Genomic DNA, 25702 nt, shown 5'->3' with positions numbered 1-25702 from the left:
GACGATGTGCGGCATGTCGCAGCAGCCCCCCGTTCGGAGCACCGGCTCTCCACCTCCGCGTCCCGATGCGTCCATGTCGCTGCTGACCAACGTGATGGAGCACAGCCTCGACGACGGATATGCGGAGGCGACGGCCCGCCGGGCGGAGGAAGGCGGCGGACTGCCCCGTACGCTGCGTGCGAAGCTCGGTCTCGCTGCCGGCCTCGTACTGGCGGCCGTGGTCGTCACCGTCGGAGCCGCGCAGGCGCGGATATCTGCACCGGTCGTGGCGAAGGAACGCGAGGAGCTCATCAGCCGTATCGATGCGGAGACCACCACGGCGGACGAGCTCGAGCACAGTGTCGACAAGCTCCGTGACCAGGTGGTGGACCGGCAGCGGAAGGCGCTCAAGACCGGGGGCGGGGGCCAGGGGGAACTTGTCGCGCTGCTCTCCGGTGCCACTGAGGTCGAGGGGCCGGGCGTGAAGCTCGTCGTCGACGATGCGAAGGACACCCAGCAGGGCGGTGACGGACCGCGGGAGAGCAGCGGTTTCAATGACACGGGCCGGGTACGGGACCGCGATATGCAGCGGATCGTCAACGGCCTGTGGGAGTCCGGTGCGGAAGCCGTCGCCATCAATGGGCAGCGGCTGACGGCCCTGTCTGCGATCCGTGCGGCGGGCGACGCCATACTGGTCGACAACAAACCGCTGGTGCCGCCGTACACGGTGCTTGCGGTGGGGGACGGGAAGAAGCTGAGCACCGCCTTCCAGGACAGTGCCGACGGACAGTATCTGCACGCGTTGCAGGAGAACTTCGGTATCCGCACGAGCATTTCCAACGAGGAAAAGCTGCGCCTGCCGGCGGCGCCGAGCTTGATCGTACGTACAGCAGAGCCGAAGACCGCCGACGCCGGGACGGGCAACGGGCAGGGCACGGCTGACACAGGGAAGGGCACATCGTGATCGCCGTACTGGGCCTCGTCGTGGGAGTCGTGGTCGGACTGTTGGTCCGACCCGAGGTACCGGCGGTGGTCGAGCCCTATCTGCCGATCGCTGTCGTCGCGGCTCTCGACGCGGTATTCGGTGGCCTGCGAGCCATGCTCGACGGCATCTTCGTCGACAAGGTCTTCGTCGTCTCCTTCCTGTCGAACGTGGTGGTGGCCGCGCTGATCGTGTTCCTGGGCGACAAGTTGGGCGTCGGTGCCCAGCTGTCCACGGGTGTGGTGGTGGTGCTCGGTATCCGGATCTTCTCCAACGCTGCCGCGATCCGTCGGCATGTCTTCCGGGCGTGAGGCCGATGAACAGCGAAGAGAACCCGAAGGGCGAGGAGCCGCAGGCGGAGGCGCCGCCTGCCGAGGAGCCCGAGCAGCTGACCGGCCGGCAGCGGCTCGTTGCGGTGTTGTGGCCGCCCCGGGTCACGCGCGCGCAACTCATTGTCGCTTTGCTGCTGTTCGTCCTCGGCCTTGGGCTCGCCATCCAGGTCCGTTCGAACAGCGACAACAGCGCGCTGCGTGGCGCCCGCCAGGAGGACCTGGTGCGCATCCTCGACGAGCTCGACAACCGCACCCAGCGGCTCGAGGACGAGAAGCAGCGCCTGGAGGACCAGCGCACCGAGCTGGAGACCAGCTCGGACCAGGCCGAAGAGGCGCGCAAGCAGACGCTGCAGAAGGAACAGCAGCTGGGCATTCTGGCCGGCACGGTCGCGGCGCAGGGACCGGGCATCACGCTGACCATCGAGGACCCGTCCGGCACCGTCGAGTCGGACATGCTGCTCGACACGATTCAGGAACTGCGCGCCGCGGGTGCGGAAGCGATCCAGGTCAACAACATCAGGGTCGTCGCGGACACTCACTTCACCGGCACCGGCGGCCATATCGAGGTGGACGGCAAGCCGATCACCGCGCCGTACACCTTCAAGGTCATCGGCAAGCCGCAGGATCTTGAGCCCGCCCTGAACATCCCGGGCGGTGTGGTGCAGACGCTGGAGAAGGAGCAGGCCACGGCCACGGTGACGCGGTCGGAGAAGATCGTTGTGGATGCCGTGCGGCCCGCGAAGCGGCCTCACTACGCTCGGTCGTCATCGCGGTGAGGCGGCGGCGCATGAGGTCCGGTGGACGAGGGCATGAGGGTTCGGGGGGTCGGCACACAACAAGCGTGGCGCGTGGTGGAAACTGTCTGGTGGTTACGGACGTTGTGAGGATGTCCGGGTCGGCAGGTGTGATCATTCAGGGTTCGTCCTGCCCCACGGGCGGGTCTATTTGGGTCAAGGGGAATCGCCCGTGAAGTTGTTTGCGAAGTTGTTCGGCAAGAGCGCACGCGAGGACGGCGGCAACGCCCGGCACCGCGCGCCGCGCCATGGCCAGAGTGAGGAGCAGGGCGCGGAGCGGCCGCTCTTCCGGGATGAGGTCGCTGGTCCGGGCGGTGACATTTCGGGCGGTCAGGGCGCGTCATCTGTTGACCCTGCCGGTCCCGGCCGCATAGGTTTCGGGGAACCATCAACCTCAAGTACGGGTGGAGGGTTTGCCTCCGACCCGTATGCGACCAATCCCCACGCGGGGCAGCCGCGGCAGGAGGATCCGTCCATGTCGGCCTTGGTTTGTACGAGGTGTGGGCACCGCAATGCCGAGGCCAGTCGGTTCTGCTCCAACTGCGGTGCGCCGCTGCGGGGCGGAGCGCCGGCGGAGCGCGCCTCGGAGACGACCTCGACGATCTCCATTTCCGGCATCGAGGCCTACGACGCCGAGGTGACGGGGCAGACCGCCGTTCCTTCGCTCTCGCCCGAGGCCCAGGCGGCCGTCGACGCCCTGCCGCTCGGCTCGGCGCTCCTCGTGGTGCGCCGCGGTCCGAACTCCGGCAGCCGCTTCCTGCTGGACGGTGAGCTGACCACGGCCGGCCGCCACCCGCAGAGCGACATCTTCCTCGACGACGTGACTGTCTCGCGGCGTCATGTGGAGTTCCGCAGGGGTCCTGACGGCCGCTTCAGCGTCGGCGACGTCGGCAGTCTGAACGGGACGTACGTCAACCGAGAGCGGATCGACTCGGTCCTGCTGTCGAACGGCGACGAGGTCCAGATCGGCAAGTACCGGCTGGTCTTCTACGCAAGCCAGCGGGGCGTGTGACCCTCCCCCAGACTCCGTCCGGGGGGACCCCCAGGAAGGTACATGCTGCGAACACCGACGGGCGGTGCCGGTCACGGCACCGCCACCGCGGGCAACCGGCTGATGAGTATCGGTACGGTGCTCAGTCAGCTGCGCGACGAGTTTCCCGAAGTCACGATCTCCAAGATCCGCTTTCTGGAGGCCGAAGGGCTGGTCGAGCCGCGGCGGACGCCGTCCGGGTATCGCAAGTTCAGCCCGGAGGACGTGGAGAGGCTGGCACAGGTGCTGCGGATGCAGCGGGACCACTATCTTCCGCTGAAGGTCATCCGGGAGCATCTGGACGCCCTGGGGCGCGGTGAGCAGGTGCAGCTGCCCGCGCAGGGCGCGCAGCGGGAACTGCTCGACGGCGCCTGGGGTTCCGATTCCGATTCCGGGCGTCCGACCGCTGCCCGGGTGGGTCGGGCTGAACTTCTCGCCTCCGCCGAGGTGAGCGAGGAGGAGGTGGCCGAGTGGGAGTCGTACGGCCTTCTCGCGCCGGACGAGGACGGCGCCTATGACGCCGAGTCGGTGACCGTGGCCAGGCTTGTCGCGGATCTGGGGAGATTCGGACTCGAGCCGCGGCATCTGCGTGCCATGAAAGCCGCTGCCGAGCGTGAGGCCGGGCTCGTCGAACAGGTGGTGGCACCTTTGCGGCGGCACCGTAATCCGCAGACCAGGGCCCATGCCGAGGCGACCACGAAGGAGCTTGCGGCCCTCTCCGTACGGCTCCATGCGGCCCTGGTGCAGACGGCACTCGGAGTACGGCTTCACTGATCATGGGGGAGCCCGACTACCCAAACCGGTCGGGCACGTCCTAGGGTTGCTGTGTGAACGAGCTCGACGTTGTGGGTGTCCGGGTCGAAATGCCCTCGAACCAACCGATCGTGCTCCTGCGTGAAGTGGGAGGCGACCGGTACCTCCCCATTTGGATCGGTCCCGGGGAGGCGACCGCCATTGCCTTTGCCCAGCAGGGCATGGCTCCCGCCAGGCCGCTGACCCATGACCTCTTCAAGGATGTGCTGGAGGCGGTGGGCCAGGAGCTCACCGAAGTCCGCATCACTGACCTGCGTGAAGGGGTCTTCTACGCGGAGCTGGTCTTCGCCAGCGGAGTCGAGGTGAGCGCCAGGCCGTCCGACGCCATAGCGCTGGCCCTGCGCACCGGTACGCCGATCTACGGCAGTGACGGGGTGCTCGACGACGCGGGAATCGCCATCCCGGACGAGCAGGAGGACGAGGTGGAGAAGTTCCGCGAGTTCCTCGATCAGATCTCGCCGGAGGACTTCGGCACCAACAGTCAGTGACCGCTGATCCGGGCTCCGTTGGCAGATTCGAGTAGCCTTTCCCCGAATGGGGGCACGAGAAACCACTCTCAGGGTGATTATCACTCGGCGTGCCGAGTGTGGCGATCGTTGACGCACCCCGGGCGACTGCCTACCGTCGAGATGGCAGGTCAAGGACGGAGGTCGGCGTGAGAAGCAGCGGCGACGGTACGGCGGCGGGCGGGCCGTATCCGCTTCACGACAGTGCGGCCGACCTCTCTGCGGAGACGATCGGCTACCGCGGGCCTACCGCGTGTGCGGCGGCAGGCATCACCTATCGGCAGCTCGACTACTGGGCGCGTACCGGCCTGGTCGAGCCCAGTGTGCGCTCGGCATACGGCTCCGGAACGCAGCGGCTCTACAGCTTCCGCGATGTGGTCGTCCTCAAGATCGTCAAGCGTTTCCTGGACACCGGCGTCGCGCTGCAGAATATTCGCGCCGCCGTGCAGCATCTGAGAGCCCGCGGCTTCACGGATCTCGAACGTATGACGCTCATGAGCGACGGCGCGACGGTCTACGAATGCTCCTCGCCCGACGAGGTGGTCGATCTGCTCCAGGGCGGCCAGGGGGTCTTCGGGATCGCCGTGGGCGTGGTGTGGCGGGATGTCGAGGCCGCGCTCTCGCAGCTGCATGGCGAGCGGGTCGACACCGGCGAGACCCTGGTCGGGAACAATCCCGCCGATGAGCTGGCCAGACGCAGGCGCGACCGGGCCGTCTGAACACCCCGTTGTCAGTGGCGTAGGGCAGCATCGGAGATGTGAGAACCGCGCCGACGATTCTGCATCTGGACATGGATGCCTTCTTCGCCGCCGCCGAACAGGCGGCGAAGCCGAGTCTGCGTGGGAAGCCAGTGGTGGTCGGCGGGCTCGGGCCGCGCGGAGTCGTCGCCACCGCCTCGTACGAGGCCAGACGCTTCGGTGTGCACTCGGCGATGCCGATGGCACAGGCCAGGCGGCTGGCGCCGAATGCCGCGTATCTCGTGCCGCGCTTCTCCCTCTACCGGGCCGTCAGCGAACAGGTGATGGAGCTGCTGGGCAGACTCTCGCCGCTGGTGGAGCCGCTGAGCCTGGACGAAGCCTTTGTGGACCTGGAGGCGGGCGGCTCGGCCGACGACTCGGAGTCGGCCAGGAGGACCGGTGAGCGACTGCGCGCCGATATCCGAGCGGTCACAGGGCTCACCGGTTCGGTCGGGCTGGCGGGCTCCAAGATGCTCGCCAAAATCGCCTCCGAGCAGGCAAAACCCGACGGTCTGGTGCTCATAGAGCCCGGCACGGAGCGCGAGCTGCTCGGGCCGATGTCCGTGCGGACGCTGCCCGGGGTGGGGCCGGCGACCGGGGAGCATCTGCGGCGGGCCGGAATGACGACCGTGGCCGATCTGGCGGAGGCGGGCGAGGACGAGCTCGTACGGCTGCTGGGCAAGGCGCACGGAGCCTCGCTGTTCCGGATGGCCGTGGGGCACGACGACAGGCCGGTGGTGGCCGAGCGGGACGCGAAGTCGGTATCGGTGGAGGACACCTTCGACGTGGATCTGCACGACCGGGTGCGGGTGCGGATCGAGGTGGAGCGGCTCGCCGAGCGGTGTGTGCAGCGGCTGCGGTCGTCCGGGCACTCGGGGCGGACCATCGTGCTGAAGGTGCGGCGGTACGACTTTTCGACGCTGACGCGCTCGGAGACGCTGCGCGGACCGACGGACGACCCCGGGGTGGTGCGGGAGGCCGCCGGGCGGCTGCTGGAGGCCGTGGACACCACGGGTGGGGTGCGGCTGCTGGGGGTGGGCGTGACCGGGCTCGCGGACTACACGCAGGAGGATCTGTTCGCCCAGGCCGCCGCCGGTGAGCGGGCCGAGGCCGCGGATGCGGACGGCGATCCGGAGTCGCACGAGGCCGACGAGGCGGCCGGCGCAGCGGGTGTGGAGTCGGAGGCGCCCGCCGAGCGGCGCTGGCTGGCCGGGCACGACGTACGGCATGCCGAGTACGGGGCGGGGTGGGTGCAGGGCAGCGGGGTGGGGCGGGTCACGGTGCGGTTCGAGGAGCCGGGGTCGCGGCGGCCGGGGCGGGTGCGCACGTTCATGGTGGACGACCCGGATCTGCGGCCGGGCGATCCGCTGCCGCTGGTGGCGCTGCCACCGGCAGCGGACGCCGTGGGTCAGTCCTCCCGGCCCGCCAGTCGGCCGAAGTCCCGGTCGGGACGGGAGCCGGGGCCGCGGCGGGAGCCGGACTCCCCGTCGGCGGGGGCGGAGGGGTCTGACGGGGCCGAGGGGTCTGAGGGGGCGGAGGGATCGGAGGAGGCAGCGGGCGTCTCGGGAGGCTCGGAGAGTTCGAGTCCGTAGTGGTGGTAGAGCTGGAGCTCCTGCTCGGGAGAGAGATGGCGGCCCACGCCGAAGTCGGGGGCATCCTTGATCAGCGCGCGCTCGTACGGGACGTGCAGGGTGTCGTCGACGACCTTGCTGGGCTCGAGCGGGACGAAGGCGTCCCGGCTGAAGAGGCCTGTGCGCACAGCCGCCCACTCGGGCGCCCCTGTCGCATCGTCCAGATACACCTCGTCCACAGTCCCGATCTTGGTGCCACTGCGGTCGAACGCCTTGCGGCCGATCAGGCTGCGCGGATCGATATCGGTCTGCACGGTCCCTCCAATAGGTCGCAACTGCTGTTTAAATACTACAAAAGTGCACATTGGTGGTATCGGCCACTCGAGCGATCGGCGAGGGGGCGCGCTGGTACGCTGGCAAACGGCTGCTGACCCCGTGCGGGAGAGTCCTCCGGTGAAAGTACCGGTGGCGCCGAAGGAGCAAATCCTCCCCGGAATCTCTCAGGCCCCTGTACCGCACGGACGAGGTCACTCTGGAAAGCAGGGCGGGCGTCGGACGGCATCCGCTCTCACCGACGGTGAAAGCCGGCGTGCCTTTGTGCGCGCCGGTGAAGCTCTCAGGTTGAGATGACAGAGGGGGAGGCCGTCCGGGCATCCGCGCCGTGGTGCCCCTCGTAGGTCGTGTCTGACCAGGAGGCCTCCTTAATGACCGCCAACCGCATTCCGCTCTCCCAGCTGGAGCGAGGCACCCCCTTCGAGCAGCGCCACATCGGGCCCGATGTCGAGGCCCAGGCCAAGATGCTCGCGCAGGTGGGCTACGGCTCGCTCGACGAGCTGACCGCTGCCGCGGTGCCCGATGTGATCAAGAGCGCCGAGGCGCTGAACCTCCCGGGCGCTCGCACCGAAGCCGACGTTCTCGCCGAGCTGCGCACCCTCGCCGACCGCAACCAGGTGCTGGCGCCGATGATCGGCCTCGGGTACTACGGCACCTTCACGCCGCCGGTCATCCTGCGCAATGTCATGGAGAACCCGGCCTGGTACACCGCGTACACGCCGTACCAGCCGGAGATCTCGCAGGGCCGGCTCGAGGCTCTGCTGAACTTCCAGACGATGGTGGCCGAACTGACCGGCCTGCCCACCTCCGGCGCTTCGCTGCTCGACGAGGGCACCGCCGCCGCCGAGGCCATGTCGCTCGCCCGCCGGGTCGGCAAGGTCAAGGACGGCGTCTTCCTGGTCGACGCCGACGCCCTGCCGCAGACCCTCGCGGTGATCCAGACCCGCGCCGAGCCGACCGGCGTCGAGGTCGTCACCGCGGATCTGAGCGAGGGCATTCCGGCCGAGATCGCCGAGCGCGGCGTCTTCGGCGTGCTGCTGCAGTACCCGGGCGCTTCCGGTGCCGTTCGGGACATCAAGCCCGTCGTCGAGCAGGCGCACGAGCTCGGTGCGATCGTCACCGTCGCCGCCGATCTGCTGGCGCTGACCCTGCTCACCTCGCCCGGCGAGCTGGGCGCCGACATCGCCGTCGGCACCACTCAGCGCTTCGGTGTCCCGATGGGCTTCGGCGGTCCGCACGCCGGCTACATGGCCGTACGCGACAAGTTCGCCCGCAGCCTGCCTGGCCGACTCGTCGGCGTCTCCGTGGACGCGGACGGCAACAAGGCCTACCGACTCGCGCTGCAGACCCGTGAGCAGCACATCCGCCGGGAGAAGGCCACCAGCAACATCTGCACCGCCCAGGTGCTGCTCGCCGTCATGGCGGGGATGTACGCGGTCTACCACGGTCCGGAGGGCCTGCGGTCGATCGCACAGCGCACCCACCGCTATGCGGCGCTGCTCGAGGCGGGACTGCGGGACGGCGGTGTGGAGGTCGTGCACGGTTCCTACTTCGACACGGTGACCGTCCGGGTGCCGGGCAAGGCTGCCGAGGTCGTCGCCGCCGCACGCGAGGGCGGGGTCAACCTCCACCTCGTCGACGGTGACCAGGTCTCCATCTCCTGCGACGAGACCACCGGACGTGCACAGCTGTCCGCCGTCTGGTCCGCCTTCGGCGTCGACGGCGACATCGAGGCGCTCGACGCGACCACTGCGGAAACGTTGCCCCAGGCTCTGCTGCGGACCGACGACTACCTCACGCACCCCGTCTTCCACGAGCACCGTTCCGAGACCGCGATGCTGCGCTACCTGCGCAGGCTCGCCGACCGTGACTACGCGCTGGACCGCGGCATGATCCCGCTCGGCTCCTGCACCATGAAGCTGAACGCGACCACCGAGATGGAGCCGGTGACCTGGCCGGAGTTCGCGCAGATGCACCCCTTCGCGCCGGTCGAGCAGGCCGCCGGGTACCTCACGCTCATCCGCGAGCTGGAGGAGCGCCTCGCCGAGGTCACCGGGTACGACGCGGTGTCCATCCAGCCCAACGCCGGTTCGCAGGGCGAGCTCGCGGGCCTGCTCGCCGTACGCGCGTACCACCGTGCCAACGGCGACACCCAGCGCACCATCTGCCTGATCCCGTCTTCCGCGCACGGCACCAACGCCGCCAGCGCCGTGATGGCGGGCATGAAGGTCGTCGTGGTGAAGACCGCCGACGACGGCGAGGTGGACATCGAGGACCTCCGCGCCAAGATCGAGCAGTACCGCGACGAACTGTCCGTGCTGATGATCACCTACCCGTCCACGCACGGTGTGTTCGAGGAGCACGTCGCCGACATCTGCGCGCAGGTGCATGACGCCGGCGGCCAGGTGTACGTCGACGGCGCCAACCTCAACGCGCTGGTGGGCCTCGCCAAGCCGGGCAAGTTCGGCGGCGACGTCTCGCACCTCAATCTGCACAAGACCTTCTGCATCCCGCACGGCGGCGGCGGTCCGGGCGTCGGCCCGGTCGGCGTACGGGCGCACCTCGCCCCGTACCTCCCGAACCACCCGCTCCAGCCGACCGCGGGACCGGAGACGGGCGTAGGACCGATCTCGGCCGCCCCGTGGGGCTCGGCAGGGATCCTGCCGATCTCCTGGGCGTACGTACGTCTGATGGGTGGCGAGGGCCTCAAGCGCGCGACGCAGGTCGCCGTGCTCGCGGCGAACTACATCGCCAAGCGCCTGGAGCCGCACTACCCGGTGCTCTACACGGGCCCGGCCGGACTGGTCGCGCACGAGTGCATCGTGGACCTGCGGCCGCTGTCGAAGGCCACCGGCGTCAGCGTCGACGACATCGCCAAGCGTCTGATCGACTACGGCTTCCACGCGCCGACGATGTCCTTCCCGGTGGCCGGCACGCTGATGATCGAGCCCACCGAGAGCGAGGACCTGAACGAGATCGACCGCTTCTGCGACACGATGATCGCGATCCGCGGCGAGATCGAGAAGGTCGCCTCGGGCGAGTGGCCCGCGGAGGACAACCCGCTGCGCAACGCCCCGCACACGGCGGCCGCGCTCGGCGGGGAGTGGGAGCACGCGTACAGCCGGGACGAGGCCGTCTTCCCGGCCGGGGTGAGCGCCGCGGACAAGTACTGGCCGCCGGTGCGCAGGATCGACGGTGCGTTCGGCGACCGTAACCTCGTCTGCTCCTGCCCGCCGCTGGACGAGTACGACAACTGACGCGCGGAGCACAAGCGTCGGGGCCGGTACTGAGAGAAGTCTCCGGCCGGCCCCCTTGTCGTACCGACGGCGCCTCAGGCGGCCGTCATCACCTGCCCGGTCTCCCGCGCCCGGTGCGGAGCGATGATCTGCCCGTCCGGCAGCAGCTCACCGGTGTCCTCGAAGAGCAGGACGCCGTTGCACAGCAGGCTCCAGCCCTGTTCCGGGTGGTGCGCCACGAGACGGGCTGCTTCCCGGTCGGCTGAGTCGGATGTAGGGCAGAGTGGCTGGTGCTGGCACATGGGTGGGTTCTCTCGCTGCGTTGTAGTGAGTGTCCTGCGGCTTGATGAGGTGTTCATGGCCGCCCCCCGTATCTGTCGGTCCGCTCCCAGTGTTGCCCCACGGGCGTCATTCCGCAGGGATTTCGCGGCAGCTCTTCTTACTGGTTAATGACGTATCACCCGGGCGGACGGTTCAGCTCAACTCCATTGTCCTTTCGGGTGGTTCGAGGGGGCCGGTATGGGCTAGTCCGGATGGGGCAGGAGTGCGCCCCGCGACCGGGTGGTCACGGGGCGCGACGTGCGGTTTTTCAGGCGGGTGAGCCGAGCAGCGGGGCAGGGGCAAGCCGCAGCGTCATCACCGGCAGCAGATCGGCGACGCGGTGCGGACGGTGCGCCGCGATGCCGGGTGGCGCGGGGGCCAGCGGCACCAGTACGTCCGTGGGCAGGGGTGTGCCGGATGAGGCGTCGGCGTCCGTGTCCCCGTGCAGCCAGAGCGTGAGCATGTAGAGCTCGGGAATGGAGAGCAGGCGCGGCTGGAAGGGAGTGTGCATCGACTCGGCCTGGCGCAGCGCCCGTTCGGTGGAGCTGAGGTAGGGGCCTTCGAAGAAGTGCGAGAAGGTCCAGCCGTCGGCGGTGAGCATCGTCTCCGCCGCGGCCACGGCGCGTTCGCCGCTGCGGATCAGGAAGCGCCAGCCGGCGAGGCGGGTGTAGGGGGCACCACCGCTCGGTGCGATCTGGTCCAGTACGTGGACGGGTAGCGGCAGTTCGGGGCTCAGCGGGCCCTGGACGGACCTGAGAGCTGGTGTGCGAGCCTCGCGGACGGCTGTGGGAGAACCGAGTGCCATGAGGACGGTGCGCAGGGCAGGCGCGGGAGCCGTGGGGACATGCAGCGGCATGGTGGGTCGCCTCTCACTTCGGAGACACGTTGGAGCGTGGGCAGGTGCGGACGGCACTGTCAGCGTGCGGGGCCAGAGGGGGGCCGGAAAGGCCACCGGGCGCCAACTCTCTACCTCGTTTGCAGAGTTTATACGACACGTGTTCTCACAGTGTTTCTGCTAGCGGTCCCACGTATTTCCGGCAAGGCGGTATCAGGTCCTTCTCCGGCGGCCTTTCTGTCGACATTTCATGAAGACAGGGCTGCGGCCTGGGATTCTACCTGCGGCGCGGACGGCTGAAACCAGTCGGTGTTTTTTACGAGGCATCGGGCAGTGGTAACTGCGTACTGCACCATGCCTAAGGAATGTGCCACTGGAGTCTCTGACCACACTACCGGTCGCGCGCTGTGCGTGGGGCGTTATGGATCAGTCGGTCTGGGCATTATCGTCCGAGACGCGAGCGGTCGATGCTGCGTGGTGCCCACTCGAGGAAGGACGCTTCGATGGGGGAGAAGGTCGTGGCAGGCGGAACCGACCTGTCCGATCGGCAAAGGTACCGGAGGAAGTTGCAGCAGTGCCTCGCGGGACTGGGCCGACTGCTGGCCGAGAAGAGGTTCGACCGGCCCAAAAATCTCATGGGGCTGGAGATCGAGCTGAATCTCGCAGGTGCCGACGGGCTGCCGCGGATGATGAATAAGGAAGTGCTGGAGCGTATCGCGAGCCATGATTTCCAGACCGAGCTCGGCATGTTCAATCTGGAAGTAAATATCGTTCCGCACCGGCTGGGCGGGCGCGTACTCGATCAACTTGCCGAGGAGTTGCGCACGGGCCTCGGATATGCCCACCGCAAAGCGAACGAGGTCGGCACGGGGATCGTGATGATCGGAATTCTTCCGACGCTCGCCCAGCACGACCTGGTCTCCGCGAACCTCTCGGACGTCGACCGGTACAAGCTGCTCAACGAGCAGATCGTCGCCGCACGGGGCGAGGACTTCGCGCTCGACATCGAGGGCGTGGAGCGGCTGAGCTGCACCTCGTCGTCGATCGTTCCCGAAGCCGCCTGCACCTCCGTGCAGTTGCACCTCCAGGTGACGCCCGAACGCTTCGCGGATGTGTGGAACGCCGCGCAGATGGTGGCCGCCGTACAGATCGCGGTCGGCGCCAACTCGCCCTTCCTGTTCGGCAAGGAGCTGTGGCGCGAATCGCGGCCACCCCTGTTCCAGCAGGCCACCGACACCCGCCCGCCCGAGCTCCAGGCCCAGGGCGTACGGCCGCGGACCTGGTTCGGCGAGCGGTGGGTGGAATCGGCGTACGACCTCTTCGCGGAGAACCTGCGCTACTTTCCGGCCCTGCTGCCGATCTGCGGCGACGAGGACCCGCTGCGGGTGCTCGACGACGGCGGTGTGCCCGGACTGCAGGAGCTCGTCCTGCACAACGGCACGGTCTACCGCTGGAACCGGCCGGTGTACGGAGTCGCCGACGGCGTACCGCATCTGCGGGTGGAGAACCGCGTGCTGCCCGCCGGCCCCACGGTCACCGATGTGATCGCCAATGTCGCCTTCTACTACGGGCTCGTGCGTGCGCTCGCCGAGGAGGCCAGGCCGGTGTGGACCCGGCTGCCCTTCGCCGCCGCGGCCGAGAACTTCGACACCGCGTGCCGACACGGCATCGACGCAGAGCTTCTGTGGCCGCGGCCCGGCCGGGCCGGCGGTATCACGCAGGTGCCGGCCGTCAAACTCGTACGCGACGAACTGCTGCCGCTGGCCGCGGCGGGGCTCGATGCCTGGCATGTCGAGCCCGCGGACCGCGACTTCTACCTCGGCGTGATCGAGGAGCGGTGCAGACGGCGTGTGAACGGGGCTTCGTGGCAGGCGGAGACCTACCACCGGGCGTTGGAGGCCGGACTGGAGCGGGACGCCGCCCTCGCGGCCACCACCCGCCGCTACTGCGAGCTGATGCACGAGGGCGAGCCGGTGCACACCTGGCCCGTCGGATTCCCCGGCCCTCACTCCTGAGCGGCTTGCCCCGTCTGCCCGTCTGCCCGACCGCCATGATCGCTTCGAGGATCACGGCCCGGATCTCGGCGGGGTCGTTCACCTGGTACCCGGCGCCGCCCGTGGCCTTGGCGATCCGGCCGACCTCCTGGTGGTCGGCGTCCGGGGGTCGCTCTGCGCGGCGATTCCCGTTTCCCCGCGGCTGCCGCGAGGACGAGCATCGTGGCGATGGCGACCGTGCGACGGCGCACGCGCGGCCGGGACCTGCCTGCGTCCGTCGGGTCGTCGTCGGGCAAGCTGTGACGTCACATGCGGTGGTGCCCCTCGTTGAACGATGAGTAAGGAAAAGGGGACCGGCGTCATCGCAGTGACGCTCGTCGCCGGCCTGTCGCGCGCGATTTTCGTACCTGTATTCGAGACCCTGGCGGGGCGAGGATGGGGATGAGGCGGATTACTCAACTGGAGGCAGGTGTGCAGGCGGAGGCGGGACGCGTGGCTGATTCTCTTCCTCGAGAGGTCATGTCGCGAAGGATCTTGCGGTCCGAGACGCTTCTCGTACTGGCGCTCTCGCTGGGCGCAAGCGGAGTGTCGGCGCTGATCAGCTTTGTCGGTTCGGTGACGAAACCGGGTGGTCTCAAGGACCAGGCGGCGACGCTCAACAAGTCGTACGCCCCCGGGCGGCCGTGGCTCGATCTCGCCTGGCAGCTCTTCGATATCGCGACGGCGCTGGTGCCCGTCCTGCTCGTCGCGCATCTGCTGCTGCGGGAGGGCGCCGGTCTGCGGTCGATCGGCTTCGACCGGACCAGACCCTGGTCCGATCTGGGGCGGGGCGCGCTGATCGCGGCAGGCATCGGCGGCGCCGGGCTGGCCTTCTACCTCGTGGCGCGGGCCGCCGGATTCAACCTCACCGTGGTGCCCGAAGCGCTGCCCGAGGTGTGGTGGAAGTACCCGGTGCTGATCCTCTCGGCGATCCAGAACTCCGTACTGGAGGAGGTGATCGTCGTCGGGTATCTGCTGCGCAGACTCGGGCAGTTGGGCTGGACGCCGATGGCCGCACTGGTGGCGAGTTCGGTGCTGCGCGGCTCGTACCACCTCTACCAGGGCATCGGCGGCTTCGTCGGCAACATGGTGATGGGTGTGGTGTTTGTGCTGCTCTACCGGCGGTGGGGCCGGGTCGGGCCACTGGTGGTGGCGCATGCGCTGCTCGACATCGTGGCATTCGTCGGCTACGCGCTGCTGGCCGGGAAGGTGGGGTGGCTGCCCACTCCGTGACCGGCGGTGGGCATAGAGGGGCGTGCGGCGAGTGCCGTACGCCCCTTGCTGTGTGCGGCCTGGCGTTTCCCGTTGTCAGGGTGTGGTGAGCAGTTCGCCGTCGATGACGGTCACGGCTCGGCCGTTCAGCAGGGTGCGCTCGCCGCGCAGGGAGGTGCGGACCAGGCCGGAGCGGGCGGAGGCCTGAAGCCCGGTCAGTTCGCTGCGGCCGATGCGCGCCGACCAGAAAGGCGCGAGGGCAGTGTGCGCGCTGCCCGTCACCGGGTCCTCGTCGATGCCGACCCGCGGGAAGAAGCCGCGCGAGACATAGTCGTAGCCGGAGACCGGGTCCTCGGCGGCGGCCGTGACGATGATGCCGCGCTCCGAGTGCGCCACGAGGGCGGGGAAGTCCGGCGTCAGCGCGCGTACGGTCCGCTCGTCGGCCAGCTCGACCAGCAGATCGCCGATGTGCGCGCCCGTGTCATGGACCGAGACCACCTTCGCGCCCAGTGCGTCGGCGACGCCGTCCGGGATGTCGGCCGCGGTGAGCGGGGACGTGGGGAAGCCGAGGGTGAGCGTGTCGTCCTCGTGGGCGGTGGCGGTCAGGATGCCGCAGCGTGCGGCGAAGCGAACCGTGCCGCTCGCGGTGCCCGTGGTGTGCAGGACGTGTGCGGTGGCCAGCGTGGCGTGGCCGCACATGTCGACCTCGGTGGTCGGTGTGAACCAGCGCAGCGCCCAGTCGGCCTCGCCGCCGGAGGGGAGGGGATGGGCGAAGGCGGTCTCCGAAAGGTTCACCTCCGTCGCCACCTGCTGGAGCCAGGAGTCGTCGGGGAAGCGGTCGGAGTCCAGCAGCAGGACCCCGGCGGGGTTGCCGGCGAAGGGACGGTCGGTGAAGGCGTCGACGATTCGAATCCGCATGCCGTGACCGTACGGGCGGGGCAAAGCCGCAGGCCAAGGCCAATTCGGGGTCGCTGGACCGATTGGGGGTGTTGTCAGGCGATGCATTCCGATATATCGTTGACGCATCGCGACAGATCAACGATGGAAGGAGCGTAGCGATGCGTTCACATGGACACGGTCAAGGACACGGGCATGGGCACTGCGGGCCCGGCCATCAGGGTCGGGGCGACTTCGAGGGGCGGCGCGCGGCATTCGGTCCGTTCGGACCGCCGTTCGGTGGGCCTTTCGGGGGCGGGCGCGGTCGTGGCGGTGGCAGGGGGAGGGCGCGGCGTGGTGATGTGCGTGCCTCGATCCTGGCGCTGCTGAAGGACCGGCCGATGCACGGTTACGAGATGATCCAGGAGATCGGCGAGCGCAGCGGCGGGGCCTGGCGGCCCAGCCCCGGCTCGGTCTACCCGACGCTCCAGCTGCTCGAGGACGAAGGCCTGATCACCAGTGAGAGCGAGGGCGGCAAGAAGCTGTTCACGCTCACCGACTCGGGGCGTACCGAGGCCGAATCGGGGCCGGAGGCCCCGTGGGAAGAGGCCGGGCGTGGAGTTGACTGGGAGACGGTCAACGAGATCCGGCAGGCCGGGTTCGGCCTGATGGAGGCGTTCGGCCAGGTCTGGAAGACCGGTACCACCGAGCAGCGGCAGAAGGCCGTCGCCGTCATCAATGAAGCCCGTAAGAAGCTCTATCTGATCCTCGCCGACGAGCACTGACTCGTGGCGCGATGAGGGCCCCGCACAGCCGTGCGGGGCCCTCATCGCGCGTCTGGCGTCAGGCGATCAGCCCGCCCAGCTTGCGCAGCGATTCGTTCAGCGCGGCGGTCGCCGAGTCCTTGAGCTTGCCGGCCATCAGTGACACGGCGGCGCCGGTGAACTCTCCGTCGATCCGGACCTGCGTCGCGTCACCGTCAGGGGTGAGCGTGTAGCGGTTGCCGACGCTGACGCCCATCGGGCCCTTGCCCTTGATTCCCAGCACCCGGCCGGCCTCGAACTCGTCCACGGTCCAGGCCACTTCGGCGGGAAAGCCCATGAGCTTCATGTTCTCCTCGTACGTGGCTCCCAGTTCCAGCGTTCCCGGGCCGCCCATGGGGAAGCTGGTGTGGGTGGCGTTCCACTGGCCGTAGGTGGTGAAGTCCGTCAGCTGGGCCCAGACCTTCTCGGCCGGCGCTTCGATACGGGCCTCGGCACTGACTTCGGCCATACGACCACCCCTTCTCGTCGGGTTACGGTGTCGCGGAACGTAGCCGTACCAGTCCGAACATTCAATACTGATGAACAGTCAGATTCGGTCGATGCGGTGACTGTGGAATCGGATGGCAAGGCGGCGCGCTCCCCTCAGGGAGAACTGGCGGGATCTCATCCGTAGGGAGGAGAAACCGGTCGTGCGTGCCCAACTTCCGCGGGATGCGGAAATGGGACCAGGCGGGGACGCTCGGGCCTTGGCGAACTGATGGGGTGGGAGATGTGCAAAGCCCTACCCCGCGGGTGCCTCAGCAGCCCGCCGCCACCCGTACAGAGCTCGACGCCAGGCTCACCGTGGAGCTGGCTTCGGTGGTCGCGGGTGCGCGCAGAAGGGCGCTGCGTGACGGCGACCGGCAGACCGACACGGCTCATCTGCTGCACTCGCTGATCGAGTCGGACCCCGAGGTGCGGACCGTCGTCGGCGACGCGCCTCAGGTCGCGCGGGTGCTCGGCTATCTCGTGCAGCGCAGCATCGGATACGGCCTGCGCTGGCAGGGTTCGGTGGAGGATTCCGGCACGGTTCCCGTTGTGCGGGGGGCGGATGCGGATGTCTCGCGGTGGTCGCCGTCGGCGGTCACCGCCATGGAGGGCGCGCTGCAGCGGGCCGATCTGCGCGGCGACGCACGGGTCCGCGGCATTGATCTGCTCGCCTGCCTCGCCGTGGATCGCGAGAGCCGGGCGGTGGAGGTCCTCGGGCGGGCCGGGGTGGACGCGGCGCTGCTGGCCGGGCGGATAGCCGAGATGTCTCGACATGTGTCACAGGGGTGACGGTCCTGACTCCCGCTGACATGATGTGCCGATGCACGCGTCTCAGGGAAGGAGCGCCGGCCTGGGACTCGCCCTGGGCTCGGCGTTCGCATTCGGTGGATCAGGTGTCGCGGCCAAGCCGCTGATCGAAGCGGGTCTCGACCCGCTGCATGTGGTGTGGCTGCGAGTGGCCGGTTCCGCGCTGGTCATGCTGCCGGTTGCCTGGCGCCACCGTGACCTGGTGCTGCGCAGGCCCGCACTGCTGGTCGGCTTCGGGCTTCTCGCCGTCGCGGGCGTACAGGCCTGCTACTTCGCGGCGATCTCCCGGATCCCGGTCGGTGTCGCGCTGCTCGTCGAATACCTCGGGCCCGCGCTTCTCCTCGGCTGGGTCCGCTTCGTCCAGCGCAGGCCCGTCACCCGGGCCGCGGCCGTCGGTGTGGTGCTCGCCGTCGGCGGTCTCGCCTGCGTTGTGGAGGTGTGGGCGGGGCTCACCTTCGACGCCTTCGGGCTGATGCTCGCACTGGCCGCAGCATGCTGCCAGGTCGGCTATTTCGTCCTGGCCGACCAGGGCAGCGACGGGGACGACCCGGCGGATCCGCTGGGTGTGATCGCGTACGGACTGCTCATCGGCACGGTGGTGCTGACCGTGGTGGCGCGCCCGTGGGGCATGGACTGGTCCCTGCTGGGCGGCAGTGCGGACCTGGGTGGTACGCAGTTGCCCGCGGCGCTGCTGCTCGGCTGGGTCGTACTGATCGCCACGGTGGTCGCGTATGTCACTGGAGTTCTCTCGGTGCGCAAGCTGTCGCCACAGGTGGCGGGCGTGGTGGCGTGCCTGGAGGCAGTCATCGCGACCGTACTGGCGTGGGTGCTGCTGCGGGAGCATCTGTCGGCGCCGCAGATCTTCGGCGGCGCGATGGTTCTGGTGGGAGCGTTCATCGCGCAGTCGCAGGCACCGAAGGCGCCGTCCGGGCCGGTGGCGGGCGGTGGGCCGGAGGGCGGGCCGGCCGAGTCGGCCGGGGCCCGGGCGGAGTTGTCGGTCCCGCAGACGGCGCCGTAAGGTGGCGATCATGCATTCGACCGTACTTCCGCCTCCTGCCGCCTAGCGCGGGCGGCAGTTCTCTGACGAAGACCGGGCTCGGGGTGTCCCCGAGCGGTTTGTCGCTGCCCGCGTGACGGAGCGAAGCGGCCACCATCCCGTTCTTCACATGGAGAAGTCACGTGTCGGATCTTTCCACCCCTCTTTCTTCCGCTCCCGCTGTCGGCGTGCCATTGCCCGTCGGGCGGAGCCTCCTGTATCTGATCGTCGCCGGAGTGGCGTGGGGGACCGCGGGCGCGGCCGCCTCGCTGGTCTTCCGGGTGAGCGACATGGGTCCGCTGGCGCTGTCGTTCTGGCGCTGCGCGGGCGGACTCGTACTACTGCTGGGCGCGCTGGTCTGGCGGGCGCGGCAGGCCACGGCGGATGGCGCTCCCGGGAGTCCTGCGGAACCGCGGCGCCGGCGGCTGCTGCGGATTCTCGCTACGGGGATCGGGCTCACCGTCTTCCAGAGCGCCTACTTCGCGGCCGTCCAGGCCACCGGCCTCGCGGTGGGCACGGTCGTCACGCTGGGCGCGGGCCCTGTGCTCATCGCGGTGGGCGCGCGGCTGACGATGGGGGAGCGGCTCGGGCGGGGCGGCGTCATCGCCGTGACCGGGGCGCTGGTGGGTCTGATGGTCCTGGTGCTGGGCGGCGGGGGCGGGACGGTGCGACCGGTCGGGATCGCGCTCGCGGTGCTCTCCGCGGCCGGGTATGCGGCGATCACTCTGCTGACGCGTTGGCTCGGTCGTGACGGCGGTGGCGATTCGCTCTCCACGACGGCGTGGGCGTTCGCGATCGGGTCGGTGGGGCTGCTGCCGATGGCGATCGGCGAGGGGCTGCTGCCGCACACGGCCGAACTAGGGCGTGTGATCTGGCTGCTGGTGTATGTGGCGGCGGTGCCGACGGCTCTCGCCTACGCGCTCTACTTCGCGGGGGCGGCCGTCGTCCGGGCCGCGACGGTCTCGGTGATCATGCTGCTGGAGCCGGTGAGCGCGGCCGCCATCGCGGTGACGGCGCTGGACGAGCAGCTGACGGCGGCGACAGTGGTGGGGACGTTGTTGCTGCTGGCGGCGGTGGCGGGGCTCGCGGTGGCGGAGGCGCGGGTCGCGGCGGTACGGAGAAGGGCGGCGGCGCCGGCGTAGCGGCCGGTGCAGGGTGCGGGGGGCAAAGGCCCCGCACCCTGCACCGCGCTCGCCGACCGGGCGTGCCCGTCAGCGTGCCGAAAGGTACTCCGGGACCGCGATCGAGCCGTCGAGATCCTGCGCCGGGATCGGGGTGCCGTACGCGGTGAGCAGTGGGACCACCCCCGTCCAGTAAGGGAGTGTCGCGTCCTCCGGGTCGTCGTTCGGGCCGCCGGTGCGGATCTTGGCGGAGACCTCCGTCAGGTCCAGGCGCAGGACCGCCGTCGCCGCCAGCTCCTTCGCGTTCGCCGGGCGCGAGTCACGTGAGCGGCCCGCCACGACGTGGTCCACCAGGGCGTCCAGAGCCGCGCGCTTCTCCTCGGGGTCGGTGACCTGGTGAGCCGTACCGTGGACGACGACCGAGCGGTAGTTGAGCGAGTGGTGGAAGGCGGAGCGGGCCAGGACCAGGCCGTCGACATGGGTGACCGTGAGGCAGACGGCGAGGCCCGGGTCGGCCTCGCCCGCCATGCGCAGCGGGCGCGAACCCGTCGAGCCGTGCACATACAGGTGATCGTCGACCCGGGCATAGAGCGTCGGCAGGACGACGGGCGCGCCGTCGCGTACGAAGCCGAGATGGCAGACGTACGCCTCGTCGAGTATCGAGTGGACCTGCTCGCGGTCGTACGCGGCGCGCTCCCGGGCGCGTGTGGGGACGGTGCGATCGGTCGGCTCGTAGGCGTCCGGCATTGCGTACTCCATTGCACTAGTGCATAATCCTGTTTGTGCTAGGAGAGTATCGGATCGCCGGACGGCGTGCATCGGAGATTGCCGCGAGCGTTGAGCGCGCGGTCGGCGCGGGTGAGCTGGAACCAGGTCAACTGCTGCCACCCATGAGGGAGTTGGCGACCGAGCTTGGTGTCAACCCGAACACCGTCGCGTCCGCGTATCGGACTCTGCGCGACCGCGGAGTGATCGAGACCTCGGGGCGCAAGGGCAGTCGGGTGCGCCCGCGGCCGGCCAGCACCGCGCGCGGAACCATCCGGGTCGAGGCGCCACCGGGCGTACGGGACCTGGGTCAGGGGAATCCGGACCCCGCGCTGCTGCCACCGCTGCACGATGCGCTCGCCGCCGCGGCCCGGCGCAATGCGGAGGAGCCCGGACTGTACGGACAGGCGCCCGTCGACGCGGAGTTCGCTCGGCTCGCGCGCGCCGGAATGGACGACGACGGCGTGCCCGACGGCCCGGTCGCCGTCACCTCCGGATCGCTGGACGCCATCGAGCGTGTCCTCGCCGCACATCTCAAGCCCGGTGACGCGGTCGCCGTCGAGGACCCCGGCTGGGGAAGCCTGCTGGACCTGGTGCCGGCGCTCGGGCTGAAGCCCGTGCCGGTGGCACTCGACGACGACGGGCCGCTGGCGAGCGAGGTGGAGAAGGCGCTGACCGCAGGTGCCAGGGCGCTGATCGTCACCGGCCGGGCGCAGAACCCGACCGGCGCCGTGGTGAGCGAGGCGCGGGCGCGTGAACTGCGGGCCGTACTCGCCCGGTTCCCCCATATTCTGCTCATCGAGGACGACCACGGTCACGCCATTGTCGATCTGCCGCTGCACCCCCTTGGCGGAGTGACGGACAGCTGGGCCCTCGTACGCTCCACGGCCAAGGCCTACGGCCCTGACCTGCGCGTCGCCGTGCTGACCGGGGATGCAGTCACCGTCGACCGGGTCATGGGACGCCAGCGGCTCGGACCAGGCTGGGTCAGCAGGCTGCTGCAGCGCGCGGTCGTGCACCTGTGGGCGTCGGACGCCGTGGATCCGCGGGCCGTCGCGCGCTCGTACGGGGAACGGCGCGACGCGCTCGTACGGGCGCTGGCGGAGCGGGGGATCGAGGCTCATGGACGCAGCGGGATGAATGTCTGGGTGCCTGTCCCGGACGAGACGGGGGCGGTGGCGCGTCTGTTGCACGCCGGCTGGGCCGTCGCGCCGGGGGCGCGGTTCAGGATGGCGGCGCCTCCCGCTGTGCGGATCACCGTCTCGGACCTGGCGATGGACGACATCGGGCCGGTCGCCGACGCGGTGGCGTCGGCGACCGGTCCGGCGCCCGCACGCAGTTACGGCTGAACAGCAGGTGCGGGCGCCTTCGGGCGGCTCTGGGTGAGCGCCGCGCCCGCGAGGACTATCAGCGCGCCCACCGGGGTGTTCCAGCCCAGTTGCTCGTCCAGGACCGCGACGCCGGCCGCGGTGGCGATGACCGGGATGAAGTACGTGACCATCTGCGCGGTCGTCGGGCCGACCTCGGCGACCAGGCCGTACTGGAGGAGCAGCGCGAAGCCGGTGCCCAGCGCACCAAGTGCGATCACCGCGAGCAGCGGGACGAACGGGATGGACGTCGGCAATGTGGTGAACAGCGGCGTGACCACCGCGAGTTGGACCGTCGCGAGGAACAGCTGGGCGCCGGTCAGGGAGAGGTTGGAGTTGCTGCTGCCGGCCAGGGTGCGGCGCACATAGATCCAGCCGATCGGATAGCTCAGCGAGGCGAGCAGGGCCATCGCCGTGCCGGTGAGGTCGAGCCCGGAGAAGCCCTGCCAGGCGCCGAGTACGGTCAGCACGCCGAGGAAGCCGATGCCGAGTCCGGCGACCCGGCGGCGCGTGGGCCGGTCCTCGGAGAGCGCGACCATGGACAGGGCCATGCCCCACAGCGGTGAGGTGGCGTTGCAGATGCCGGCCAGCGTCGAGGGGATCGTCAGCTCGGAGTAGGCGAAGAGTGAGAACGGCAGGGCGTTGAGGAGGAACGCCGCGACGGCGAGATGCATCCAGGTGCGGATCCCGCGCGGCAGCCGCTCCCGTCGCACGGCCATGGCGACGGCCAGCACCGCCGTACCGAAGAGGAGCCGGCCGAAGGTGACCTGAAAGGGTGCGTACGCCCCGGTGCCGACCTTGATGAGCAGGAAGCTGAAGCCCCAGACGGTCGAGAGCACCGCGAACCTGATGCGCCAGTCGAGGGTTCGTCGGCTGCGTACGGGGCCGACGGGTGTGCGCGCGGGGGCCGAGGAGGTCCGGGAGGGGACGGCGGTGCTCATGCCGTCCACCATCGCGGCTTCAACCTCGTAGGACAAGCGAGAATTGTTTGAGCTGTTCACGTAGCATCGCTTACATGTTGAATCTGGAGCGCCTGCGGACCCTCGATGCGCTGGCCCGCCACGGCTCGGTGAGCGGAGCGGCCGACGGCTTGCATGTGACGACCTCGGCGGTCTCCCAGCAGATGGCGAAGCTCGAGCGGGAGGTGGGCCAGCAGCTGCTGGCGAAGAACGGCCGCGGCGTTCGCCTCACCGACGCCGGCCGGCTGCTCGCCGACCATGCCGCGCGCATCCTGTCCCAGGTCGAGCTTGCGCAGTCCGATATCGAGGCGCAGCGAGGAGAGGCGGTCGGAGAGGTGAGAGTGGGCGCCTTCCCGACCGCCGCCCGCGGGCTCTTCCCGGCGGCAATGACGTCTTTGCGCGCAGCCCACCCCGAACTGCGCGTCCGCTCACGCGAGTTGGAGCCCGAGCGGGCGATCAGAGAGGTGATCAGGGGTGACCTCGACCTCGCGGTCGTGCTCGACTGGAGCAATAGGCGGCTGCCCGTGTCGGGCGGGCTCGCGCAGGTCCATCTCCTCGATGACGTCCCTGATGTGGCCATGCCCGCGGATCATCCTCTTGCGGGCCGGGCGGAGGTGGATCTCGAGGAGTTCGCCGACGACGACTGGGTGTCCTGGCCGGAAGGCGAATTCTGTTACGACTGGCTGATGTTCACGCTGCGCTCGAAGGGCTTCGAACCGCGGATCGCGCATATGGCGGAGGAGCACCATACGCAGCTGGCGCTCATCGAGGCGGGGCTCGGGGTGTGCGTCACGCCCAGGCTCGGGCGGGGCTGGGTGCCTGAGGGTGTGCGGCTGGTACCCGTGCGACAGCGGATGCGCAGGCATATCTACGCGGTGTGGCGGGCCGACGCGGACCGCCGCCCGTCGATCCGGGCGGCGGTCGAGGCGCTGCGCGAGGCTGCCGTTTCGGCTGCGGAGGGATCCGACGGTGCGGCTGGATCCGGCGGGTCTGCCTGATCGGCCCGATCGGGCGGATCAGGCAGACCCGAGGGACCCGAGGCATCCGACGAGTCGGCTGCGTGAGGCAGATCAGAGGGCCGACAGCTTCCTGAAGTCCCAGGACGCGATCGCGTCGGGAGTCAGCTGCAGCCAGGCGTGCCTGCCGTCATGCGGCATCTCGTCCATGTCGAAGTTCTTCCGTGCGAACAGTCTTTCCGGCACGTCCAGTTCGGGGCACGGCTCACCCGTACGCGGGGCCTCGCCGACGAAGACGGCGGTGCCGGAGAGCTCGACGCCGCGCAGCTCGCTGTACTCCTCGCCGTCGTCGACCACGACAGCGAGCCTTGGGTTGTGCCGTAGTTCGGCCCAGCGGCGGCTGCGCGTGATGGAGTACAGCCACAGTGAGGTCCCGTCCCAGGCGAACCACAATGCGCCCACATGCGGACGGCCGTCCGCGGAAACGGTGGCCACCCGGCAGGTGCGCTGCTCGGCCAGGAACTCGTCAAGCTCGCCGGGCGTCATCATGATGCGACGGCCCCGGCGCTGTGTGACGGCCATGAGCGGCCCCCTCCCTTTGGCTGACCAAGTGTCAGAAATCATGGGGGCTCTTCCTCCATCACGCAATGGCCGTTACTGTCGCGCGCCCAGTCCCAGTCCCAGTCCCAGTCCCGGTCCCAGTGAGATGAGGAGGAACTGTGCCGTCCTTCGAACAGCTGGCGGAACAGCTCGACCCGACCAGCACGGTGCTGCTCACGGTCGAGTGCCAGCAGGGTGTCGTCGGCAAGGACAGCGCCCTGCCCGAACTCGCCGCCGTGGCCCGTTCGTCCGGCGCGCTCCTCAACGTGTCACGTCTGGTCGCGGGCGCTCATGAAGCCGGTGTGCAGGTGCTGCACGCCGTCGCCGAGCGGCGGCCCGACGGGCGAGGCGCCAACCACAACGCCCGGCTTTTCCGGGCTGCCGGGCGGCTGCCCGTCCAGCAGCACTCCGGCACGACGGCCGTCCGTATCGCGGCGCCGATAGAGGTCGCGGACGAGGATCTCGTCGTACGGAGACTGCACGGCCTGTCGCCCCTCGCCGGCACCGACGTCGACGCCCTGCTGCGCAACCTCGGCTGCCGCAGCCTGCTGATCACCGGAGTCTCGGCGAACATCGCCATCCCCAACGCCGTCTTCGACGCCGTCAACCTCGGCTATACGGCGGTCGTTCCGGGCGACGCCATTGCGGGGGTCCCCTCCGACTACACCCTCGCGATGATCCGCAACACGCTCGCGCTGGTTGCCACGATCACCACCACCGCCGATGTGCTCGCCTGCTGGAAACGGTCTCGCCGCATCACACGAGCTTGATCGAGCCTCCGTCGACGGTGATCGACGCGGCGGGCAGCGGGGAAGTGGCCGGCCCGGTCTTGACGCTGCCGTCCGCCGCGTCGAACTTGCTGCCGTGGCACGGGCAGTGGATAGCGCCGTTGGAGACGTCCTTCACCGCGCAGCCCTGATGGGTGCACTTGGACGAGAACGCCTTGAACTCGCCCGGCTTCGGCTGAGTGACCACCACATCGCCGATGACCTTGCCGCCGCCCTCGGGGATGTCCGTGGTTTTGGCGAGAACCTTGCCGGCGACGTCCCCGCCTGCTTCGCCGCCGGCCGGCTTCTGGCCAACCGTCTGCCCGCCGTCGTCTGAGCCGCCGCACGCGGTCAGCGCGACGGCGAGACCGGCTCCGCCCACCGCGGCGACGACGGTACGGCGGGCGACGGTCAGCGCGGGCCCCTGCGATCCGGTCATGCT

Annotated in this window: 26 protein-coding genes, 1 pseudogene and 1 riboswitch; of the genes and pseudogenes, 18 read left to right on the top strand and 9 right to left on the bottom strand. The window is 69.5% G+C overall.

What is annotated here, in order from left to right; translation table 11 throughout:
* The first annotated feature begins 13 nt into the window (after positions 1–13).
* The 8 genes from OG735_RS06545 to OG735_RS06510 all read left to right on the top strand — a co-directional run bounded on the left by OG735_RS06545 (position 14) and on the right by OG735_RS06510 (position 6765).
* Positions 14–943, top strand: a complete 930-nt coding sequence (locus tag OG735_RS06545; RefSeq protein WP_327322180.1) for a DUF881 domain-containing protein — start codon at positions 14–16, stop codon at positions 941–943.
* Positions 940–1272: a small basic family protein gene (locus OG735_RS06540; RefSeq protein ID WP_003970459.1), complete on the top strand. Its 333-nt coding sequence runs from the start codon at positions 940–942 to the stop codon at positions 1270–1272. The genes OG735_RS06545 and OG735_RS06540 overlap by 4 nt, the downstream gene beginning before the upstream one ends.
* Positions 1273–1277: 5 nt before the next feature.
* On the top strand, positions 1278–2069 hold the full coding sequence (locus tag OG735_RS06535) for a DUF881 domain-containing protein (RefSeq protein ID WP_327322179.1): 792 nt from the start codon (positions 1278–1280) through the stop codon (positions 2067–2069).
* 82 nt (positions 2070–2151) lie between these two features.
* Complete coding sequence (locus OG735_RS06530) at positions 2152–3099, top strand: FHA domain-containing protein (RefSeq protein ID WP_327328224.1); 948 nt, start codon at positions 2152–2154, stop codon at positions 3097–3099.
* Positions 3100–3141: 42 nt separating this feature from the next.
* Complete coding sequence (gene ftsR / locus OG735_RS06525; protein ID WP_327322178.1) at positions 3142–3891, top strand: transcriptional regulator FtsR; 750 nt, start codon at positions 3142–3144, stop codon at positions 3889–3891.
* A gap of 53 nt (positions 3892–3944) precedes the next feature.
* Entirely contained in the window at positions 3945–4418 is a 474-nt protein-coding gene (locus OG735_RS06520; RefSeq protein ID WP_006123076.1) for a bifunctional nuclease family protein, read from the top strand.
* A gap of 167 nt (positions 4419–4585) precedes the next feature.
* Positions 4586–5155: a MerR family transcriptional regulator gene (locus OG735_RS06515; protein WP_442812384.1), complete on the top strand. Its 570-nt coding sequence runs from the start codon at positions 4586–4588 to the stop codon at positions 5153–5155.
* A gap of 38 nt (positions 5156–5193) precedes the next feature.
* Complete coding sequence (locus OG735_RS06510) at positions 5194–6765, top strand: DNA polymerase IV (RefSeq protein ID WP_442812383.1); 1572 nt, start codon at positions 5194–5196, stop codon at positions 6763–6765.
* Positions 6766–6908: 143 nt separating this feature from the next.
* Here the strand turns inward: OG735_RS06510 and OG735_RS41855 are convergent.
* Positions 6909–7109, bottom strand: a pseudogene (locus OG735_RS41855) (PRC-barrel domain-containing protein); the annotation flags it as partial.
* Positions 7110–7172: 63 nt separating this feature from the next.
* Positions 7173–7270: riboswitch (glycine riboswitch) on the top strand.
* Positions 7271–7448: 178 nt separating this feature from the next.
* Here OG735_RS41855 and gcvP point away from each other — a divergent pair.
* Entirely contained in the window at positions 7449–10334 is a 2886-nt protein-coding gene (gene gcvP, locus OG735_RS06500; protein ID WP_327322177.1) for an aminomethyl-transferring glycine dehydrogenase, read from the top strand.
* 74 nt (positions 10335–10408) lie between these two features.
* On the opposite strand, the gene OG735_RS06495 is transcribed toward gcvP, so the two are convergent.
* Positions 10409–10615, bottom strand: coding sequence for a DUF5999 family protein (locus OG735_RS06495; protein WP_326648482.1), 207 nt, complete (start codon positions 10613–10615; stop codon positions 10409–10411).
* Positions 10616–10902: 287 nt separating this feature from the next.
* Positions 10903–11490: a hypothetical protein gene (locus OG735_RS06490; protein WP_327322176.1), complete on the bottom strand. Its 588-nt coding sequence runs from the start codon at positions 11488–11490 to the stop codon at positions 10903–10905.
* 482 nt (positions 11491–11972) lie between these two features.
* Here OG735_RS06490 and OG735_RS06485 point away from each other — a divergent pair, with 482 nt between their 5' ends.
* The gene (locus tag OG735_RS06485; protein ID WP_327322175.1) at positions 11973–13484 is read left to right on the top strand and encodes a glutamate-cysteine ligase family protein; all 1512 of its coding nucleotides are present in this window, start codon (positions 11973–11975) and stop codon (positions 13482–13484) included.
* Between the two features lie 450 nt (positions 13485–13934).
* Entirely contained in the window at positions 13935–14735 is an 801-nt protein-coding gene (locus OG735_RS06480; RefSeq protein WP_327328222.1) for a CPBP family intramembrane glutamic endopeptidase, read from the top strand.
* A 75-nt stretch (positions 14736–14810) separates the two neighbouring features.
* Here OG735_RS06480 and OG735_RS06475 read toward each other — a convergent pair whose 3' ends face one another.
* The gene (locus OG735_RS06475; protein WP_327322174.1) at positions 14811–15632 is read right to left on the bottom strand and encodes a PhzF family phenazine biosynthesis protein; all 822 of its coding nucleotides are present in this window, start codon (positions 15630–15632) and stop codon (positions 14811–14813) included.
* 140 nt (positions 15633–15772) lie between these two features.
* On the opposite strand from OG735_RS06475, the gene OG735_RS06470 reads away from it, so the two are divergent.
* Positions 15773–16375, top strand: coding sequence for a PadR family transcriptional regulator (locus OG735_RS06470; protein ID WP_327322173.1), 603 nt, complete (start codon positions 15773–15775; stop codon positions 16373–16375).
* Positions 16376–16433: 58 nt separating this feature from the next.
* Here OG735_RS06470 and OG735_RS06465 read toward each other — a convergent pair whose 3' ends face one another.
* Positions 16434–16862 carry a type II toxin-antitoxin system Rv0910 family toxin gene (locus OG735_RS06465; protein ID WP_327322172.1) on the bottom strand — a complete coding sequence of 143 codons (429 nt, stop codon included), beginning with the start codon at positions 16860–16862 and terminating at the stop codon, positions 16434–16436.
* A gap of 263 nt (positions 16863–17125) precedes the next feature.
* On the opposite strand from OG735_RS06465, the gene OG735_RS06460 reads away from it, so the two are divergent.
* The 3 genes from OG735_RS06460 to OG735_RS06450 all read left to right on the top strand — a co-directional run bounded on the left by OG735_RS06460 (position 17126) and on the right by OG735_RS06450 (position 19867).
* Complete coding sequence (locus OG735_RS06460) at positions 17126–17671, top strand: Clp protease N-terminal domain-containing protein (protein WP_327322171.1); 546 nt, start codon at positions 17126–17128, stop codon at positions 17669–17671.
* 31 nt (positions 17672–17702) lie between these two features.
* On the top strand, positions 17703–18707 hold the full coding sequence (locus tag OG735_RS06455; protein ID WP_327322170.1) for an EamA family transporter: 1005 nt from the start codon (positions 17703–17705) through the stop codon (positions 18705–18707).
* Between the two features lie 212 nt (positions 18708–18919).
* Positions 18920–19867: a DMT family transporter gene (locus OG735_RS06450; RefSeq protein WP_327328221.1), complete on the top strand. Its 948-nt coding sequence runs from the start codon at positions 18920–18922 to the stop codon at positions 19865–19867.
* Positions 19868–19936: 69 nt separating this feature from the next.
* Here the strand turns inward: OG735_RS06450 and OG735_RS06445 are convergent, their stop codons facing one another.
* On the bottom strand, positions 19937–20605 hold the full coding sequence (locus OG735_RS06445) for a pyridoxamine 5'-phosphate oxidase family protein (protein ID WP_327322169.1): 669 nt from the start codon (positions 20603–20605) through the stop codon (positions 19937–19939).
* A gap of 23 nt (positions 20606–20628) precedes the next feature.
* Between OG735_RS06445 and OG735_RS06440 the strand changes: the two genes are divergently transcribed.
* Positions 20629–21960, top strand: coding sequence for an aminotransferase class I/II-fold pyridoxal phosphate-dependent enzyme (locus OG735_RS06440; RefSeq protein WP_327322168.1), 1332 nt, complete (start codon positions 20629–20631; stop codon positions 21958–21960).
* Here OG735_RS06440 and OG735_RS06435 read toward each other — a convergent pair.
* Positions 21951–22919, bottom strand: a complete 969-nt coding sequence (locus OG735_RS06435; protein ID WP_442812586.1) for a DMT family transporter — start codon at positions 22917–22919, stop codon at positions 21951–21953. The genes OG735_RS06440 and OG735_RS06435 overlap by 10 nt on opposite strands.
* 74 nt (positions 22920–22993) lie before the next feature.
* Between OG735_RS06435 and OG735_RS06430 the strand changes: the two genes are divergently transcribed.
* Positions 22994–23935, top strand: a complete 942-nt coding sequence (locus tag OG735_RS06430; RefSeq protein WP_327322166.1) for a LysR family transcriptional regulator — start codon at positions 22994–22996, stop codon at positions 23933–23935.
* A 72-nt stretch (positions 23936–24007) separates the two neighbouring features.
* Here the strand turns inward: OG735_RS06430 and OG735_RS06425 are convergent, their stop codons facing one another.
* A complete protein-coding gene (locus OG735_RS06425) occupies positions 24008–24475 on the bottom strand; it encodes a pyridoxamine 5'-phosphate oxidase family protein (RefSeq protein WP_327322165.1) in 468 nt (155 codons plus the stop codon).
* 137 nt (positions 24476–24612) lie between these two features.
* Here OG735_RS06425 and OG735_RS06420 point away from each other — a divergent pair, with 137 nt between their 5' ends.
* Positions 24613–25263: a cysteine hydrolase gene (locus tag OG735_RS06420; protein WP_327322164.1), complete on the top strand. Its 651-nt coding sequence runs from the start codon at positions 24613–24615 to the stop codon at positions 25261–25263.
* On the opposite strand, the gene OG735_RS06415 is transcribed toward OG735_RS06420, so the two are convergent.
* Positions 25250–25699, bottom strand: a complete 450-nt coding sequence (locus OG735_RS06415) for a Rieske (2Fe-2S) protein (RefSeq protein WP_327322163.1) — start codon at positions 25697–25699, stop codon at positions 25250–25252. The two genes, OG735_RS06420 and OG735_RS06415, sit on opposite strands and share 14 nt — an antisense overlap.
* Between the last annotated feature and the right edge of the window lie 3 nt (positions 25700–25702).

It is taken from the genome of Streptomyces sp. NBC_01210 (assembly GCF_036010325.1).
GTDB lineage: Bacteria > Actinomycetota > Actinomycetes > Streptomycetales > Streptomycetaceae > Streptomyces.
The sequence above is the reverse complement of the archived record's forward strand: the minus strand, read 5'-3'. Positions and strand labels throughout refer to the sequence as shown.